Raw genomic sequence first — 16,732 nt, 5'->3', positions numbered from 1 at the left:
GATCGCTCCGGTCTTCGGCCGACCGCCGGAGCGATCGTCCGTTCGATGGAGCGCCCGTGACAACCAGCCCGACCGTGCCGGAGACCGCGGAGCGCACCCGGCGGCTGCTCGGCGTGGAACTGCTGATCGTCCTCGGCCTGTCCCTCGGAGCCAGCGGGATCAGCGCCCTGATCAGCTTCGCGGGCTCGCTCACCGAACCGCTCCGGCTCGGCCAGCAGGTCGCCACGCTGAACGGCTCGCGCGCGCCCGGGCGGCCCTGGCTGGACCTGGTGTGGCAGCTGTACTACATCGGGCGCGGGCTGATGCCGGTGGTGCTGGTCGGCTACCTGCTGGTGCGCGAGGGCGCCTCGCTGCGGGTGCTGGGCTTCGACCTGCGGGACAAGCTGCGCGACCTCGGCCGGGGCGCGGGCGTCGCGGCGGCGATCGGCGGCTCCGGGCTGGCCCTGTACCTGGCCTCGCAGGCGGCCGGGTACAACCTGACGGTGGCGCCCTCGGGGCTGCCGGACGTGTGGTGGCGGGTGCCGGTGCTGGTGTTGTCGGCCTGGCAGAACGCGGTCCTGGAGGAGGTCGTCGTCCTCGGCTACCTGCTGCGCCGGCTGGCGCAGCAGGGGTGGTCCTGGCCGGCCGCGGTGGCGGCCAGCTCGGTGCTGCGCGGCTCGTACCACCTGTACCAGGGGGTCGGCGGGCTGGTCGGCAACATGGTGATGGGGGCGGTGTTCTGCCTGCTGTACCGGCGCTGGGGGCGGGTGATGCCGCTGGTGGCGGCGCACGCGCTGATCGACACGGTGGCCTTCGTCGGGTACGCGCTGCTCGCCGGGCACGTCAGCTGGCTGCCGACCCCCTGACCTGCGGTCCCGGCAGCGAGTGGCTGCGCGGCGGGCGGGCCAGCAGGCGCTCGACGTGCCGGCGCTCCAGGCCCTGGCCCGGGTCGATCGGCAGCAGCAGCCGGTCGCGGCGCCACAGGGAGCGGCGGACCAGCCGGGAGGGGATGACGTCGTCGACCCAGGCGAACGGGCGGCCCCCGGCGTAGCGCAGCAGCGGGGCCCACTTGGCGGCGGAGAACAGTTCCATCAGGGGGACGCGCGGGTCGCCGGGCTGGGGGACGTACCCGGTGAAGCGGACGAAGGGGAGCGGGTCCAGGCCGATCGCCGGGGCGATGTGGGTGTTGGCGTGCTCCTCCCAGGTGGTGGCCCAGACCAGCTCGTACGCTCCGGCGAGTTCGCGCAGCCAGACGCCGTGCTTGGCGGCGAGCAGGACGGCGTAGCCGAGCAGGGTGTGGGAGTCGAACCCGGCGTCCGGATGCGGACAGACCGGGTTCAGCACCCCGTCGACATCCAGGAACAGCAGTGGCTTAGGCACCGGTGGGCCCCCCAGGTGGACGGTGTTTCCTGTCTGGTCGGACGAACCACGCGCACCGGTGGTTGCTCGCCGGCGGGCGCACGCGGGGCGCACAGGGCGCTCACGGCGCGGGCGCGGGCTCGACGGCGGACACCGGTGCGTCCGGGCTGCTTCGCCGCGGGTCGCGGCGGGTGAGCCGGCGGACCTGCGGGTCGATCAGGACGACGGCACTGAGCACCAGGCACAGCGCGGCGCAGGCCCAGAGCGCGCCGGACAGGCCGAGCGCGACCGCCGCGGGGCCGGCCAGCGCGGTGCCGACCGGTGCCAGTGAGTAGGAGCCGAGCTCGTCGTACGCGGTGACCCGGGAGAACATCTCCTCCGGGACCTCCTGCTGGAGCGCGACCATCCAGTTGACGGCGAAGACGGTGACGCCGACGCCGGAGAGGAACATCGCGGCGATCAGCAACGGCAGCGGGGCCTCCAGGGCCAGGGCGAGGGCGGGGACGCCGAACAGGAACACGCCCCAGTTGCCGACCAGCAGGATCCGGCGGGGGCGCCAGCGCGCCATCAGCAGACCGGTGACCACCAGCCCGACCCCGTAGGCGGACATCGCCAGGCCCCAGGCGCCCGCGCCGCCGAGCCGCTGGTCGGCCACGGCCGGGCCGTACACCGACTCGACCGCGTTGATGCAGGCGACCAGGACGGCGAACTGCGCCACGACCACCCAGAGCCAGCGGCGGGAGGAGAACTCCCGCCATCCCTCGCGCAGGTCGCGCAGCATGCTGCCGCCGGAGGGGGCGGGGGCGGCCTCGGGCGCCAGGAAGAAGCGCAGGACGGCGGCGACCAGGAAGCAGAAGGCGTCCAGTGCGAGCACCCAGCCGGGGCCGCACACGGCGGTGAGCCCGCCTCCGAGGGCGGCGCCGCCGATCTGGGAGCCGTTCTGGCCCATCCGGAACACGGAGAAGGCCCGGTTGGCGTGCTCCTGGGGGACGGCCTGCATGATCATGCCGCCGGCGGCCGGGGAGTAGAGGGCGTAGCCGGCGCCGCCGGCGGCGGAGAGCACCAGCAGCTGCCACAGCCGGACGTCCCCGGCCAGGACCAGGACGGCCAGGACGGCCTGGGCGGCGGCGCTGAACAGGTTGGCGGCGACCATGATGCGGTGGCGCGGCAGCCGGTCGGCGAGGGTGCCGCCGACCACCAGGAGCAGTACGGTGGGCAGCAGTCGGGCGGCGGTGACGTAGCCGACCTCGGCGGTGGTGCCGCCGTTCCCGAGGACGGCGAAGGCGGTGGCGATGGGGGCGCCGGCGTTGCCGAGGCCGCTGACCACCGTGGCGGCGGTCTGGATGCGGAAGTTGCGGCTCGCCCAGGCGAGGCGGCGGGGGTGTGGGGTCGGCACCCAGCGACTATCGCCGGAGTTCGTACAGGTGTCATCCGGTTTTCGGGCCGGTTCCGGCCGGGCGGGGCGTCAGCCCAGGTGCCCCCGGAGAAAGGTGAGGGTGCGCCGCCAGGCGATCCGGGCCTGGAGCGGGTCGTAGGTGCCCAGCGGGTTCTCGTCGTTCATGAAGGCGTGCCCGGCCGGGTAGAAGTGGATCTCGGGGCGGACGTCGGTGGCCTCGCCGATCCGGATCGCGGCCTCGTCCACGGCGTCCATCGGGTTCGCGCGGTCGAGTTCGCCGAAGTGGCCGAGGACGTGGGCGGTCAGGCCGCGGTAGTCGAAGTCCGGGTCGGGCGGGAGGCCGTAGAACGGGACAACGGCGGCGACCCGGTCGCCGGCCCGGGCGGCCAGTAGCAGGGCGAAGCCGCCGCCCATGCAGAAGCCGACCGCGCCGACCGCGTCGCCGACCACGCCGTCCAGCCCGAGCAGGAAGTCGACCGCGCCGGCGAGGTCCGCGACGGCCTGTTCCACGGGGAGCTCGCGCTTGAGCCGGGCGGCCTCGGCGCTGTCGTGGGTGGTGGCGCCGCCGAACAGGTCGGGGGCGAGGACGGTGAACCCCTCGGCGGCGAAGCGGTCGGCCATGTCGGCGATGTGCGAGGTGAGCCCCCACCACTCCTGCACCACCACCAGGCCGGGCCCGACCCCCTGCGGAGGGCGGGCCAGGTACCCGTGCGCGGTGCGGCCGTTGCTCGGGAAGCTGACGTTCTGCCGGGAGCCGCCCTGGTCAGGCATGGCTTCCTCTCGGTGGGTCGGGCCGCGTGCGGCGTGGGTGTGCGGGGGCGCTCGCTCAGCCCATCTCCTCCAGGGCGCGGCCCTTGGTCTCCCTGATGCAGAAGGCCACGAACGGGATGGAGAGCAGCGCGAAGGCCGCGTAGATGACGTACGTGGCGGAGAGGTTCCAGTCGGCGAGGTCGGGGAAGCTGACCGTGATGGCCCAGTTGGCGATCCACTGGGCCGAGGCGGCGACCGACAGGGCCAGCGCGCGGATCCGGTTGGGGAACATCTCGCCGAGCAGGACCCAGACCACCACGCCCCAGGAGAAGGCGAAGCAGAGCACGAACACGTGCGCGGCGATCAGGGCGACGGTGGCGTGGGTGTTGTCGAGGGTGGCGGTGGCGCCGGTGCCCCTGCGGTAGGAGAACGCCCAGGCGGCGGTGGCCAGCGCGAGCGCCATGCCGGTGGAGCCCGCCAGGGCCAGCGGCTTGCGGCCGATCCGGTCCACCAGGACCATCGCGATCACCGTGCCGATCACGTTGATGATCGAGGTGGAGAGGCTGATCAGCAGCGAGTTGGACTCGTTGATGCCGACCGACTGCCACAGGAAGGAGGAGTAGTAGAAGATCACGTTGATGCCGACGAACTGCTGGAACACCGAGGCGCCGATGCCGACCCAGACGATCGGCAGCAGTCCGAAGCGACCGCCGAGCAGGTCCTTGGGCCGGGGCTTGTGGGTGGACGCCAGCACCGCGCGGATCTCCGCCACCCGGGCGTCCAGGTCGACGTCCTCGCCCTCGACCTCGACCAGCACCTTACGGGCCTGCGCCTCGCGGTGGTCGGCGATCAGGTAGCGCGGCGACTCCGGGATGGCGAGCGCCATCAGGCCGTACACCAGGGCCGGGATGGTCTCGACGCCGAGCATCCACTGCCAGGCCTGGATGCCGCCGAGGTGGCCGGTGGACTCGCCGCCGGCGGCCTGGTTGAGCGCCCAGTTGGCGAGCTGGGAGACGGTGATGCCGAGCACGATCGCCATCTGCTGGAAGGAGGCGAGCCGGCCGCGATAGGCGGTGGGGGCGACCTCGGCGATGTAGGTGGGCGCGATCACCGAGGCGATGCCGATCGCGATGCCGCCGACCACGCGCCAGGCGGCGAGCGCCTCGATGTTCGGCGGGAACATCGAGCCGACGCCGCTGGCCGCGAACAGCGTGGCGGCCAGCAGCATCGTGCGGACCCGTCCGAGGTGGTCGGCGAGCCGGCCGGCGACCACCGCGCCGACTGCCGAGCCCAGCAGCGCGATGGCCACCACGAAGGCGGTGGTGCCGTTGCCCACCGCGAAGTGCTTCTGGATGCCGGTCACAGCGCCGTTGATCACGGCGCTGTCGTAACCGAACAGGAAGCCGCCCATCGCGGCGGCCGCCGAGATGAAGATGACGTGCCCGAGGTGGGCCTCGCCGGACGCCCGTTGGCTGTGGGCTGTGGACACGCGCGCTCCCCGAGGTGGACGGGCCCGCTTCTGACGGCTGGGCAGGACTCGTCTCACATTCGAGCAGCGCGGCGGCCGGCTTGCCCGCGTTGGGGACCCGAACGGGTGAAACGGAGTCAGTCGGCGGCGTGGGGCCTGGACGTGCGCCGCGCGCCGGCCGCTCCGGGGGCGCCACCCGCCCGGGCGATGCGCCGCTGGTGGCGGCGCAGCAACTGGGTGCGGGCGGCGGCGTCCTGGTCGCGGCGACCGGGCGGACCCTCGGCGCGCTCGGCGAGCCGGTCGGCGATCGCGTACTGCGCCTCGGCGGGCTTCTTGTCGTCGTACTTGAACTTGGCGCGCACCTCGCGGACCGTCAGGCGGAGCCCGCGCAGGCCGGACAGCAGCCGCCCGAACTCGTTCGCGCCGGGGACCACCCGCACGTCCGGGGTCTCCGGCTGGAAGTGCGCCAGCTGGCGGTTGAGGATCTCCGCCTTGCCCTCGGCGGACTCGACCACCTCGGCGGTGCAGTGGAAGTGGACGGAGGCGTAGTAACTGGTGGGCGTGCCGGGCTCACCGCGCCAGTGCCCGGGGGCGAAGGCGTAGCCGTCGGTGACCGCGAGGGTGACGTTCGGGTCGGCCCGGACGGCTGCCAGCAGCGGGTTGGGCGTGGCGAGGTGGAGCAGGATCTCGCCGCGCCCGGCGTCCAGCAGGAAGTGCGTGGGGACGAGCACCGGGCCCTCGTCGGGGCCGCTGTTGGCGGCGAGCAGGCCGAAGTCGCGGCCCTCGGCCAGCCAGGCTCGCCATTCGTCCTCGTCGCCGCGGTCCCAGGACCTGATCAGCATCGGTGGGCCTTCCTCAGCGCGGGAAGCGGCGCATGTGCGCGGGGAGCGGGATGTTCCGGTCGTACGGCTCGGGGGTGCCGTGCACGGTGGTGACCGGGACGATGCCGGACCAGTGCGGCAGGTCGGCGTCCTCCGGGTCGTCGTTGGCGCCGTCCGAGCGGGTCTTGGCCGAGACCTCGTCGAGCTCCAGCCGGATCACGGCGGTGGCGGCGAGCTCCTTGGGGTTGGCCGGGCGGATCCCCCCGGAGCGGCCCGGGACGACCTGGTCGACCAGAGCGGCCAGCGCGACGTCCAGCTCCTCGGGGTCGGTGACTTGGTACGCGGTGCCGTGGGCGACCACCGAGCGGAAGTTCACCGAGTGGTTGAACGCGGACTTGGTCAGCACCAGGGCGTCGACGTGGGTGACGGTGACGCAGACCTGCATGCCCTGCTCGTCGGAGGCGCCGCGCATCGGACGGCTGCCGGTGGAGCCGTGGACGTAGAGCCGGCTGCCGACCCGGGCGAAGACCGTCGGGAGGACGACGGGGGCGCCGTCGGCGACGAACCCGAGATGGCAGACGTAGGCCTCGTCGAGGATGGCGTGGATCGCCTCCTTCTCCCAGGTGGCGCGGTCCTTGTAACGGGTGGGGGTGGTGCGCGGCGTGCGGGAGTAGCTGGTGTCACCGGTGTTCGTCGGCGTGGTCGACATGACAACCTCTATGTACTAGTGCATAATCTGCTTTGTGCTAGGAGACTATCCGCTGAAAGGGCGACGCGCCAGCGAAATCGCGGCCCACATCGAACAGGGCGTGAGCAGCGGGCAGCTCGCACCAGGAACCGCGCTGCCCCCGCTGCGCGACCTCGCCGCCGAACTCGGCGTCAACCCGAACACCGTGGCCGCGGCGTACCGGTTGCTGCGCGACCGCGGCGTGATCGAGACGGCTGGCCGCAAGGGCAGCCGGATCCTCCCCAGGCCCGCGCTCACCCCGCGCGACCTGATCCGCATCCCCGTCCCCGCCCAGGCCAGCGACCTGTCCACCGGCAACCCCGACCCGGCCCTGCTGCCCGACCTCGGCCCGGCCCTCGCGGCCGCCGCCGAGGCCCTGCGGGCCGAACCCGTGCTGTACGGGCACCCGCGCATCGACGCCGGACTGCTCGACCTCGCCCGCACGTCCTTCGAGGCCGACGGGCTGCACGGCCCGATCGCCGTCGCCTCCGGCGCACTGGACACCGTGGAGCGCGCCCTCGGAGCCTGGCTGCGCCCCGGTGACGCGGTGGCGGTCGAGGACCCGGGCTGGGGCAGCCTGCTCGACCTGCTGCCCGCGATGGGGCTGCGGCCCGAGCCGGTCCGGCTGGACGACCAGGGACTGCTGCCCGACTCGCTGGCCGCGGCGCTGGCCGAGGGCGCCCGCGCCGTGGTGGTGACCAGCCGGGCGCAGAACCCGACCGGCGCGGCCCTCACCGCCCGCCGGGCCGCGGCGCTGCGGGCCGTCCTGGCCGGGCACCCCGGGGTGCTGCTGATCGAGGACGACCACGGGCACGGCATGGTCGACCAGCCGTACCACCCGCTGGTCGGCGCCGGACCGCGGCACTGGGCGGTGGTGCGCTCGGCCGCCAAGGCGTACGGGCCGGACCTGCGGGTGTCGGTGATGGTCGGCGACGAGGAGACGGTCGGGCGGGTGGCCGGGCGGCTGCGGCTGGGCGCGGGCTGGGTCAGCCACCTGCTTCAGCGCACCGTCGCCGAGCTGTGGCGCACCGACGCGGCGCCCGCCGCGAGCGTGGCCGCCGCCTACCGGACGCGCCGGGAGGCGCTGTTGGGCGAGCTGGCGGCGCGCGGCATCGAGGCGCACGGGGTGAGCGGGCTGAACGTCTGGGTGCCGGTGCCGGACGAGACCTCGGCGCTGGCGGCGCTGGTGCAGCGCGGCTGGGTGGCGGCCCCGGGGGCGCGGTACCGGATCCAGTCGCCGCCCGGGCTGCGGTTCACCGCGGCGCGGCTGGAGGCCGCCGACGCGCGGCGGCTGGCGGAGGACCTGGCGGAGGTCCTGGGCTCGGGCGGGGGAGGGTCCCGGCTGGTGTGAGCCAGGGCCTCGGGGCGGGGCCTGGTCCTGGCGGCGCGCTGACGGGTGCACGCGCTCGGCCGCGCGTGCTTCGGCGCCCCGCCGCGGTGGTTCCTCACCGTGGCGGGGCGCCGGGGCGCACTGCTCCGCTCAGCCCTTGGCCAGCAGGGACTGGGCGTGGGCGCGGACCTGGTCCCTCGACAGATAGGCGTCGGTGTACTCGAAGTCCTGGAGCCGGGCCGGCTGGCGGGCGAGGAAGCCGATGCGGACGAAGTCGTCCCCGGCGGTCGCGTTCATCAGCCAGTTCGCGCCCACCCGGAGCTTGGCCACATTGGTGCGCATCGCCATCAGGTGGTAACCGCGGGCCACCAACTGGGCCGGTACGCCGCGCAGTTCGACGCCTATCGGCTTGGAGACCGCGTCCTTGCCGCCGAGGTCGACCACCAGGCCCAGGTCCTTGTGGTAGTACGGTTCCAGGGGCTGGTTGTGGAGCGAGGCGATCACGTTGTCGGCCACCGCGCGGCCCTGACGGGCCGAGTGCTGGGCGGTGGGCGGGCAGACCGCGCCGTCGCCCTTGGCGAGGTCCGGGACGGCGGCCGCGTCACCGAGTGCGAACACCCCCTCGAACTGCGGCACCCGCATCTCCGCCGTGACGGCGAGCCGGCCGCGGACCGTCTCCGCGTCCAGGGTGCCGATCAGCGGGCTCGCGGCCACGCCGGCCGTCCAGATCAGGGTGCGGCAGGGGAGCACCCGGCCGTCGGTGAACTTGACCGTCTCGGCGCCGACTTCGGCCACCGAGACGCCCAGCGACACCTCGATGCCGCGCTCCCGCAGCACCTCCAGGGCGGCGGCGCCCAGCGGGTCGCCTAGCTCGGGCATCAGCTTGGGGGCGATGTCGATCAGGTGCCACTTGATCTGGCCGGCGTCCAGGCGCGGGTAGCGGCGGGCCGCGGCGGTGGTGAGGCGCTGGAGGCAGGCGGCCGTCTCGGTGCCCGCGTAGCCGCCGCCGACCACCACGAACTGCAGCCGGGACTCGCGCTCCCGCTGGTCCAGGGTGGCCGAGGCGAGGTCGAGTTGGGCGATCACGTGGTCGCGGACGTAGGCCGCCTCGGCGAGCGTCTTCATGCCACGGGCGTAGTCGGTCAGGCCGGGGATGTCGAAGGTGCGGGTGACGCTGCCGGGGGCGAGCACCAGGATGTCGTACTTCTGGGCGATCACCTCGTCGGTGACCTTGCGGACCACGCACACCCTGGAGGCCGGGTCCACGCCGATCGCGCCGCCGGGGACGATGTGGGTGCGGCGCAGGCTCCGGCGCAGGGACACGGCCACGGACTGCGGGGTGAGGACGCCGGCGGCGACGTGCGGCAGGAGGGGGAGGTACAGCTGGTAGCTGAACGGCGTGACCAGCGTGATCTCGGCCTCCGACGGCGAGAGTTTGCGTTCGAGACGGCGGGCGCACTCCAGGCCTGCGAAGCCGCCGCCCACGATCAGGATCCGAGGTCGTTCCATCGCTCATCCCTTGTCATGCGGGTCGTACCGGAAGGTCCCCATTACTGTCCGCCACACTCGCACGGAGCAGCGGGGCCTGCCACCGGGGCGGGGCGGAAGGGGTCGGGGGGAAGGGAGAGGAGGACGGCACCGATAAGCTGTCGGGCGTGCTCCCCGAGGTGACGGCGGTCCGCTATGTGACGCCACTGCGAGAAGGCGGCTCGATGCCGGGCCTGGTCGAGGCCGACGACCGGCGGCTGTACGCGCTGAAATGGGTCGGTGCGGCGCAGGGCCGGAAGGCGTTGGTGGCGGAGGTGCTGGCCGGGGAGTTGGGGCGGCGGCTCGGGCTGCCGGTGCCGGAGCTGGTGACGATCGACCTGGACCCGGTGCTCGCCCGCAGCGAGCCGGACCACCAGATCCAGGACCAGATGCGGGCCAGCGGCGGGACCAACCTCGGGATGGCCTTCGTCAGCGGCGCGCTCAACTTCGACCCGCTGTGCTTCGAGGTGGACCCCGAACTGGCCGGGCAGGTGCTCTGGTTCGACGCGCTGATCGGCAACGTCGACCGCTCCTGGCGCAACCCCAACCTGCTGGTGGCGACCGGCGGTCTGCGGCTGATCGACCACGGCGCGAGCCTGATCTTCCACCACAACTGGGCCGGCGCGGCCGGCTGGGTGCGCCGCCCGTACGACGCGTCCGACCACGCGCTGCTGCGGGCCCGGCCGGATTTGGCGGCGGCGGACAAGGCGCTCGCGCCGCTCGCGGAGGCGGCGGTGGAGGCGGCCGTGGCGCAGATCCCCGAGGTGTGGCTGGTGGACGAGTTCGGCTTCGACTCGCCCGAGGACGTGCGCGCCGCGTATCGCGCCCAGCTGATCGAGCGACTGGCCGGTCCGCGTGACTGGCTGCCGGAGGTGTCCGCGTGAACCAGCCGCTGTCGGGCGGACCGTCGGCCGGGCTGCCGGCCGTCGTCGAGCTGCACGACTACGAGTACGCCGTGATCCGGGCGGTGCCGCGGGTCGAGCGGGGCGAGTGCGTGAACGTGGGGGTGCTGCTGTACTGCCGGCAGAGCGCCCACCTGGCGGCCCGCACCCACCTGGACCAGGCCCGGCTGCTGGCGCTGGACCCGGTGGCGGACGTGCAGGGGGTGCGCCGGGCGCTGCAGGGGATCGAGGCGGTCTGCCTGGGCGGGCCGCAGGCCGGTCCGGCGGCCTCGGACGGCCCCGGGCAGCGGTTCCGCTGGCTGACCGCGCCGCGCAGCGCGATCGTCCAGCCGGGGCCGGTGCACACCGGGCTGACGGCGGACGCGGACGCCGAACTGCGGCGGCTGTTCGACCAGCTCGTGCTCTGAGGACTTTCCGGGACTGCTCGTCCGGCGGAGTGTGAGCTGGCTCGCGGACGGTTGCCGTGGTCAAAGCTTGAGTTACTGAAGCACTCGGTCGTACGCTGGCCCCATGGGTTCGACCTCGACGACGACCGTACCGACCAACGCCGAACTGATGGAGGCGTTGGCCGCCGTCGGCGCCGCGTACTTCCAGGACTTCGCGGCGGCCGCGGCCCGGCACGGGCTGTCCTCCTCGCAGGCCAAGGCGCTGGGTGCGGTGCAGGAGCCGGTGCCGATGCGGGCGCTGGCCGGGCGGCTGGGCTGCGACGCGTCGAACGTGACCGGGATCGTGGACCGGCTGGAGTCGCTGGGCCTGGCCAACCGGGAGGCGGCCGCCGGTGACCGCCGGGTGAAGATCGTGGTGATCACGGCCGAGGGCCGGGACATCCTGAGCCGCATCCGCAGCGAAATGGCCCGCACCCACCAGGCCTTCGAGGCGATGACCGACGAGCAGCGGGTCGCGTTGCACTCAATCTGCGGGCAGGTCCTGCCGGTGCTGGCCGGCCGGACGGGCGGCGCGCAGCAGTAGCCGGCCGCCCGCCCGCGGTTCAGAGCGCTCCGGCGAGTTCCGGCGGCAACGGCCGGTGGTGCAGCAGGGTGAGCGTGCGGGTCGCGCGGGTGAGTGCGACGTACAGGTCCCGCGGGGCCAGCGCGGCCGGCTCGACCACCACGACGTTGTCGAACTCCAGGCCCTTGGCCGCCGTGACCGTCAGCGCGCCCAGGGCCGGTGCCGTTCCGTCCGGCGCGATGACGCCCAAGGTGCCGACAGGCGCGGGAAGTTCGGCCAGTGCGGCGGCGAAATCGCCGTCCGGGACGGGGACGGCGCGCGGCCGGTCGGTGCCCGGGCGGGCGGACTCGGGCGGCTGCTGCCCGGGGGCGGCGGTGCGCAGCACGGCGGCGGCGAGGGCCATGATCGGCTCCGGCGTACGGTAGTTCACGGTGAGCCGCTCCTCGCGCCAGCGTCCGGGCAGGTGCGGGTCGAGCATCTGGGCCCAACTGCGGGCGCCGGCGGGCGATCCGGTCTGGGCGAGATCGCCCACGACGGTGAGCGAGTTGGTCGGGATGCGGCGCAGGACGGTGCGCCAGGCCATCGCGGAGAGTTCCTGCGCCTCGTCCACCACGACGTGGCCGTACGCCCAGGTCCGGTCGGCGCCGGCGCGTTCGGCGGTGGAGCGGTACGGGCTGTCCTCGCGGAACCGCCCGGCCAGTGCGGCGGCGTCGAGCAGGGCGTCGTCGGTCTGGCCGGTGATGGTCAACACACCCTGGGCGAAGGCGAGTTCTTCCTCGTCCTCGGTTGCGGCCCCGGCCTCGGTCGAGGTCTCGGTCGCGAACCCGGTCGCGGACCCGGTCCGGTCCGTCGGGTGGAGGTCGCCGAGGAGTTCGGCGGCCTCGTCCAGCAGCGGGACGTCCTCGACCGTCCAGGGCGAGCCGGGCGGGCGGAGCAGGGCGGCCGCGTGCTCGGGGGCGACCTCGGCGAGCAACTCCCCGTCGGTGAGGAGCCGTTCGACGAGCTGCCGCGGGGTGAGAGCGGGCCAGAGCGGGTCGAGCGCGGCGCGGACGTCCTCCCGGGCCCACAGCTCGCGCGGGGCGTAGTGCGCCTCCTCCTCGTCGTACGGACGGCCGAGGGAGAGCGCCTGGGCGATGGCCAGGGCGTCCAGCAGGGTGCGCAGGTAGTGGGTGCGGGCCCGGTTGTGCGGCGCCCGCAGGCCGCGGGCGGCGTCCCGGGCCTGGGCGCACGCGCGGGCGGAGACGCGCAGCCCGTCGCCCAGGTCGATGCCCTCGGCGGGCGCCGACTGGTGGGCGGCGACGGCGCGCCGGAGCACCTCGGTCATCCACGGGCCGCCCTTGGCGACGGCCGTGGCAGGGGCGTCGGTGCGGGCCGTGGTGACGTCGGGGAAGAGTTCGCCGACGGTGCGCAGCACCACCTCGGTCTCGCCGAGCGCGGGCAGCACCTCCTCGATGTAGCGCAGGAAGCCCGTGGTGGGGCCGATGACCAGCACGCCGCGGCGCTCCAGCGCGGCGCGGTGGGTGAACAGCAGGTAGGCGGCGCGGTGCAGGGCGGCGAGGGTCTTGCCCGTCCCGGGCCCTCCCTGGACGACCAGCGCGCCGGGCAGCGGGGAGCGGATCACCCGGTCCTGCTCGGCCTGGATGGTGGCGACGGCGGTAGCCATCCGGCCGGTGCGCTCGCGGGCGAGTGCGGCGAGCAGTGCGGCCTCGCCGACCAGGGCGCGGCGGCCGGACTCGTCCAGCCCGGCGAGGTCGAGCGCCTCGTCGTCCAGACCGGTGACGGTGCGGCCCTCGGTGTGCAGGTGGCGGCGGCGCACCACGGTGCCCGGGTGGGCGGGGGTCGCGGTGTAGAACGGGCGGGCGGCGGGGGCGCGCCAGTCGAGCAGCAGCGGTTCGTACGCCTCGTCGGTCAGGCCGGTGCGGCCGATGTGGTGGACGGTGCCGTCGCGCTCGTCCAGGCGGCCGAAGCAGAGGCCGCGTTCCACCGCGTCGAGGCGGGCGGCGTGGCGGGCGGCCTCGCGGGCACGGACCTCGCGTTCCAGCCGGGCCTGGTGGGTGCCGCCGGCGGCCGCGCCGTGGTGGGCGCCGGCGCTGGTGCGGTGGGCGCGTTCCCGGGCGGTGTCCAGGTGGCGGTAGAGCAGGTCGAGGTGGGCCTGTTCGATGCGCATCGCTTCGGCGAGTGCCGGTTCGGTGGGTTCCGCAGATTCCGCGGGGTCGGCGGGTTCCTTGGGCTCCGTGGGTTCCGCTGGAGTTCCGTACATCGGTGTGGTATCCTTGCGGTCAGGAGTTTATAGAGTGCGTTCCGATAGGTGTTGAACCGACTCAGCGTACCCCATCCGCCTGCGTTCGGCGTGACCTCGGCTGTTAGGCTTGCGAAGCGTGAGCGCGAAGCCCCAGATCCCCAATGTCCTGGCCTCCCGGTACGCCTCGGCGACCCTGGCCCAGCTGTGGTCCCCCGAGCACAAGGTGGTCCTCGAGCGCCACCTGTGGCTCGCCGTCCTGAAGGCCCAGCAGGACCTCGGTGTCGAGGTGCCCGCGAACGCCGTCGCAGACTACGAGCGGGTGATCGACCAGGTCGACCTCGGCTCGATCGCCGCCCGTGAGCGGATCACCCGCCACGACGTGAAGGCCCGGATCGAGGAGTTCAGCGAACTCGCCGGCCACGAGCAGATCCACAAGGGCATGACCTCCCGGGATCTGACCGAGAACGTCGAGCAGCTGCAGATCCGCCAGTCCCTGGAGCACGTCCGGGACCGTACGGTCGCCGTCCTGGTGCGCCTGGCCGACCTGGCCGCCCAGCACTCAGAGCTGGTCATGGCCGGCCGCTCGCACAACGTGGCCGCGCAGGCCACCACGCTGGGCAAGCGCTTCGCGTCGATCACGGACGAGCTGCTGGTCGCCTTCCGCCGCCTGGAGGAGCTGATCGCCCGCTACCCGCTGCGCGGCATCAAGGGCCCGGTCGGCACCGCTCAGGACATGCTGGACCTGCTCGGCGGCGACACCGACAAGCTGGCGGAGCTGGAGCGCCGGGTCGCCGCGCACCTCGGCTTCGAGAACGTGCTGACCAGCGTCGGCCAGGTCTACCCCCGCTCGCTGGACTTCGAGGTGCTCACCGCTCTCGTCCAGCTGGCCGCCGCGCCGTCCAGCCTGGCCAAGACCATCCGTCTGATGGCCGGCCACGAGCTGGTGACGGAGGGCTTCAAGGAGGGCCAGGTCGGCTCCTCCGCGATGCCGCACAAGATGAACACCCGCTCCTGCGAGCGCGTCAACGGCCTGGCCGTCATCCTGCGCGGTTACGCCTCGATGACCGGCGAGCTGGCCGGCGACCAGTGGAACGAGGGCGACGTCTCCTGCTCGGTGGTGCGCCGGGTCGCGCTGCCGGACGCCTTCTTCGCCTTCGACGGCCTGCTGGAGACCTTCCTGACCGTCCTGGACGAGTTCGGCGCCTTCCCGGCCGTGGTCGAGGCCGAGCTGGACCGCTACCTGCCGTTCCTGGCCACCACCAAGGTGCTGATGGGTGCGGTGCGCGCGGGCGTCGGCCGGGAGGCCGGCCACGAGGTCATCAAGGAGCACGCCGTCGCCTCCGCGCTGGCGATGCGCGCGGGCGCCCGGGAGAACGAGCTGCTGGACCGCCTCGCCGCCGACGAGCGCATCCCGCTGGACCGGGCCGCGTTGGACGCGCTGCTGGCCGACAAGCTGTCCTTCACCGGCGCGGCCGGGGCGCAGGTCGCCGAGGTCGTCCGCCAGGTGGAGGCCGTCGCGGCGGCCTACCCCGATGCGGCCAAGTACGCGCCCGCCGACATCCTCTGACGGAACATCAGCCTCAGCTGACGGAGCCTCAGTTCTCCGACGAGGGCCCTGCCGCCGTTCCGGTGGCGGGGCCCTCTGGCGTCCGGGCGTGTCCGGGGTCGAAGGGCGGGGTGGTGGTGGAGCACGGCCAGTCGCAGTTCGGCTCGGCCACCGGCTGCTCCTCGGGCGCGAGCACGTTGCCCCGGACGGTGACGGAGGCGATCAGTCCACCGCCGGCCAGCAGGCCCGCGCAGATCAGCATCGCGGTGTGGAAGGCGGAGTCCACCGAGGAGGGCACGCGGTAGGCGTCGCCGCTCAGCCCGGCCATTGCCGGGAGGGCTGCCACCGCGAGCAGGCCGGCCGCCCGCGCGGCGGCGTTGTTGACGCCGCTGGCGATGCCCGCGTGCCGCACCTCGACGGCGGCCAGCACGGTGGCGGTCAGCGGCGCGACCAGCAGGGTCATCCCGGAACCCATCACCGCGACCGCGGGCAGCACGTCCGCCCAGTAGGAGGAGCCGGGGCCGATGCGCAGCATCAGCAACACCCCGGCTGCGCACAGCAGCGGGCCGACGGTGAGCGGGACGCGCGGGCCGATCCGCTTGCCGAGTCGCCCGGCGCGCGCGGACAGGGTCAGCATCAGCAGCGTGATCGGCACCAGGGCGAAACCGGAGACCAGCGGCGAGAAGCCGGAGACGATCTGCAGCTGCACCACCAGCAGGAAGAAGACCCCGCTGAACGCCGCGTAGACGCACAGGGTGACCAGGTTCACCGCGGTGAACAGCCGGGAGGAGAACAGCCCGAGCGGCAGCATCGGATCGGGCGCCCGTCGTTCGACGGCCACGAACGCGGCGGCCAGCAGCAGGCCGAGCGCGCCGCTGACCCAGACGCCGGGGGACAGCCCCTCCCCGGCGGCGGTGAGCGCGTAGGTGATCGCGCCGAGGGCGAGCGCGGCGAGCAGTGCGCCGGGCACGTCGAAGCGGCCGGTCGCGGTCTCGTCCCGGCTCTCCGGGACGTACCGGGAGGTGACGGCGATCACCGCGGCCGCCAGCGGCAGGTTCAGCAGGAAGATCCAGCGCCAGCCGGGCCCGTCCACCAGCCAGCCGCCGAGGAAGGGGCCGATGGCCGCCGACACCCCGCCAAGGCCGGACCACAGGCCCACCGCGGCCGATCGGTCGTCAGGGTGGAAGACGGCCTGGAGCATGGCGAGCGAGCCAGGGGTGAGCAGGGCTCCGCCGATGCCCTGGACGGCGCGGGCGGCGATCAGCACGTGGATGGTCGGGGCGGCGGCGCAGGCCGCGGAGGCGGCGGCGAACCAGATCACCCCGATCAGGAAGACCCTGCGCCGCCCGTAGCGGTCGCCGAGCGCGCCGCCGAGCAGGATCAGGCCCGCCAGGGTGAGCAGATAGGCGTTCAGGGTCCATTGCAGGGAGGCGAGGGAGGCGCCGAGGTCGGTGCCGATCCGGGGCAGGGCGACGTTCACCACGGTGCCGTCGAGCATCGCCATGCTGGAACCGAGCACCGTCGCGAGCAGTACCCAGCGTCCCTGTGCGGTGCCCAGGCGCAGGGAGCCGGCTTCAGAGGTGGCCACGGCCTGATCCTGCGCCCGGTGGGGCGGACGTGACAAGGGTCACCGGGCGGTGTGTCGGTCGGCGACACCGCGTGACGGGGCGGTCGCGCACGGGCGCGGTGATCGGCGCACCGTCGTGGATCAGTGGCGCGCGGTGAATGGATTGTGCA

General features: G+C 73.8%; 15 protein-coding genes. 6 read left to right on the top strand and 9 right to left on the bottom strand.

Going from position 1 to position 16,732, the window contains the following annotated elements; translation table 11 throughout:
* Positions 1-56: 56 nt before the first annotated feature.
* Positions 57-845: a CPBP family intramembrane glutamic endopeptidase gene (locus BOQ63_RS11280; protein ID WP_037830789.1), complete on the top strand. Its 789-nt coding sequence runs from the start codon at positions 57-59 to the stop codon at positions 843-845.
* Here the strand turns inward: BOQ63_RS11280 and BOQ63_RS11275 are convergent.
* The 6 genes from BOQ63_RS11275 to BOQ63_RS11250 form a co-directional block, all read right to left on the bottom strand.
* Positions 823-1,359: an HAD domain-containing protein gene (locus BOQ63_RS11275; protein ID WP_030288360.1), complete on the bottom strand. Its 537-nt coding sequence runs from the start codon at positions 1,357-1,359 to the stop codon at positions 823-825. The two genes, BOQ63_RS11280 and BOQ63_RS11275, sit on opposite strands and share 23 nt — an antisense overlap.
* 100 nt (positions 1,360-1,459) lie before the next feature.
* Complete coding sequence (locus BOQ63_RS11270; protein ID WP_030288362.1) at positions 1,460-2,734, bottom strand: MFS transporter; 1,275 nt, start codon at positions 2,732-2,734, stop codon at positions 1,460-1,462.
* A 69-nt stretch (positions 2,735-2,803) separates the two neighbouring features.
* Complete coding sequence (locus BOQ63_RS11265; protein WP_030288364.1) at positions 2,804-3,505, bottom strand: dienelactone hydrolase family protein; 702 nt, start codon at positions 3,503-3,505, stop codon at positions 2,804-2,806.
* Positions 3,506-3,560: 55 nt separating this feature from the next.
* The gene (locus tag BOQ63_RS11260; RefSeq protein ID WP_030554999.1) at positions 3,561-4,973 is read right to left on the bottom strand and encodes a sugar porter family MFS transporter; all 1,413 of its coding nucleotides are present in this window, start codon (positions 4,971-4,973) and stop codon (positions 3,561-3,563) included.
* A gap of 116 nt (positions 4,974-5,089) precedes the next feature.
* Complete coding sequence (locus tag BOQ63_RS11255; RefSeq protein ID WP_051747151.1) at positions 5,090-5,794, bottom strand: FMN-binding negative transcriptional regulator; 705 nt, start codon at positions 5,792-5,794, stop codon at positions 5,090-5,092.
* A 13-nt stretch (positions 5,795-5,807) separates the two neighbouring features.
* Positions 5,808-6,482 (bottom strand): pyridoxamine 5'-phosphate oxidase family protein, encoded by a 675-nt coding sequence (locus BOQ63_RS11250; RefSeq protein WP_030288370.1) that lies wholly within the window; start codon positions 6,480-6,482, stop codon positions 5,808-5,810.
* Positions 6,483-6,516: 34 nt separating this feature from the next.
* Here BOQ63_RS11250 and BOQ63_RS11245 point away from each other — a divergent pair, with 34 nt between their 5' ends.
* Positions 6,517-7,851: an aminotransferase class I/II-fold pyridoxal phosphate-dependent enzyme gene (locus BOQ63_RS11245; protein ID WP_078867545.1), complete on the top strand. Its 1,335-nt coding sequence runs from the start codon at positions 6,517-6,519 to the stop codon at positions 7,849-7,851.
* Between the two features lie 129 nt (positions 7,852-7,980).
* Here the strand turns inward: BOQ63_RS11245 and BOQ63_RS11240 are convergent, their stop codons facing one another.
* Positions 7,981-9,339: an NAD(P)/FAD-dependent oxidoreductase gene (locus tag BOQ63_RS11240; RefSeq protein ID WP_030554993.1), complete on the bottom strand. Its 1,359-nt coding sequence runs from the start codon at positions 9,337-9,339 to the stop codon at positions 7,981-7,983.
* A 146-nt stretch (positions 9,340-9,485) separates the two neighbouring features.
* On the opposite strand from BOQ63_RS11240, the gene BOQ63_RS11235 reads away from it, so the two are divergent.
* The 3 genes from BOQ63_RS11235 to BOQ63_RS11225 all read left to right on the top strand — a co-directional run bounded on the left by BOQ63_RS11235 (position 9,486) and on the right by BOQ63_RS11225 (position 11,228).
* Positions 9,486-10,241 carry a HipA family kinase gene (locus BOQ63_RS11235; RefSeq protein WP_030554991.1) on the top strand — a complete coding sequence of 252 codons (756 nt, stop codon included), beginning with the start codon at positions 9,486-9,488 and terminating at the stop codon, positions 10,239-10,241.
* A 32-nt stretch (positions 10,242-10,273) separates the two neighbouring features.
* A complete protein-coding gene (locus tag BOQ63_RS11230; RefSeq protein ID WP_072656215.1) occupies positions 10,274-10,666 on the top strand; it encodes a DUF3037 domain-containing protein in 393 nt (130 codons plus the stop codon).
* Positions 10,667-10,769: 103 nt separating this feature from the next.
* Positions 10,770-11,228, top strand: coding sequence for a MarR family winged helix-turn-helix transcriptional regulator (locus tag BOQ63_RS11225; RefSeq protein WP_030288381.1), 459 nt, complete (start codon positions 10,770-10,772; stop codon positions 11,226-11,228).
* 19 nt (positions 11,229-11,247) lie between these two features.
* On the opposite strand, the gene BOQ63_RS11220 is transcribed toward BOQ63_RS11225, so the two are convergent.
* A complete protein-coding gene (locus BOQ63_RS11220; protein WP_223885901.1) occupies positions 11,248-13,374 on the bottom strand; it encodes a HelD family protein in 2,127 nt (708 codons plus the stop codon).
* A gap of 202 nt (positions 13,375-13,576) precedes the next feature.
* Between BOQ63_RS11220 and purB the strand changes: the two genes are divergently transcribed.
* Positions 13,577-15,016: an adenylosuccinate lyase gene (purB, locus tag BOQ63_RS11215; RefSeq protein ID WP_197697957.1), complete on the top strand. Its 1,440-nt coding sequence runs from the start codon at positions 13,577-13,579 to the stop codon at positions 15,014-15,016.
* A 28-nt stretch (positions 15,017-15,044) separates the two neighbouring features.
* On the opposite strand, the gene BOQ63_RS11210 is transcribed toward purB, so the two are convergent.
* Positions 15,045-16,583, bottom strand: coding sequence for an MFS transporter (locus BOQ63_RS11210; RefSeq protein ID WP_030288387.1), 1,539 nt, complete (start codon positions 16,581-16,583; stop codon positions 15,045-15,047).
* Positions 16,584-16,732 lie beyond the last annotated feature (149 nt).

The sequence above is a fragment of the Streptomyces viridifaciens genome (genome assembly GCF_001888885.2).
Taxonomy (GTDB): Bacteria; Actinomycetota; Actinomycetes; order Streptomycetales; family Streptomycetaceae; genus Kitasatospora; species Kitasatospora aureofaciens.
This window is presented reverse-complemented; position numbering and strand designations above follow the sequence as displayed.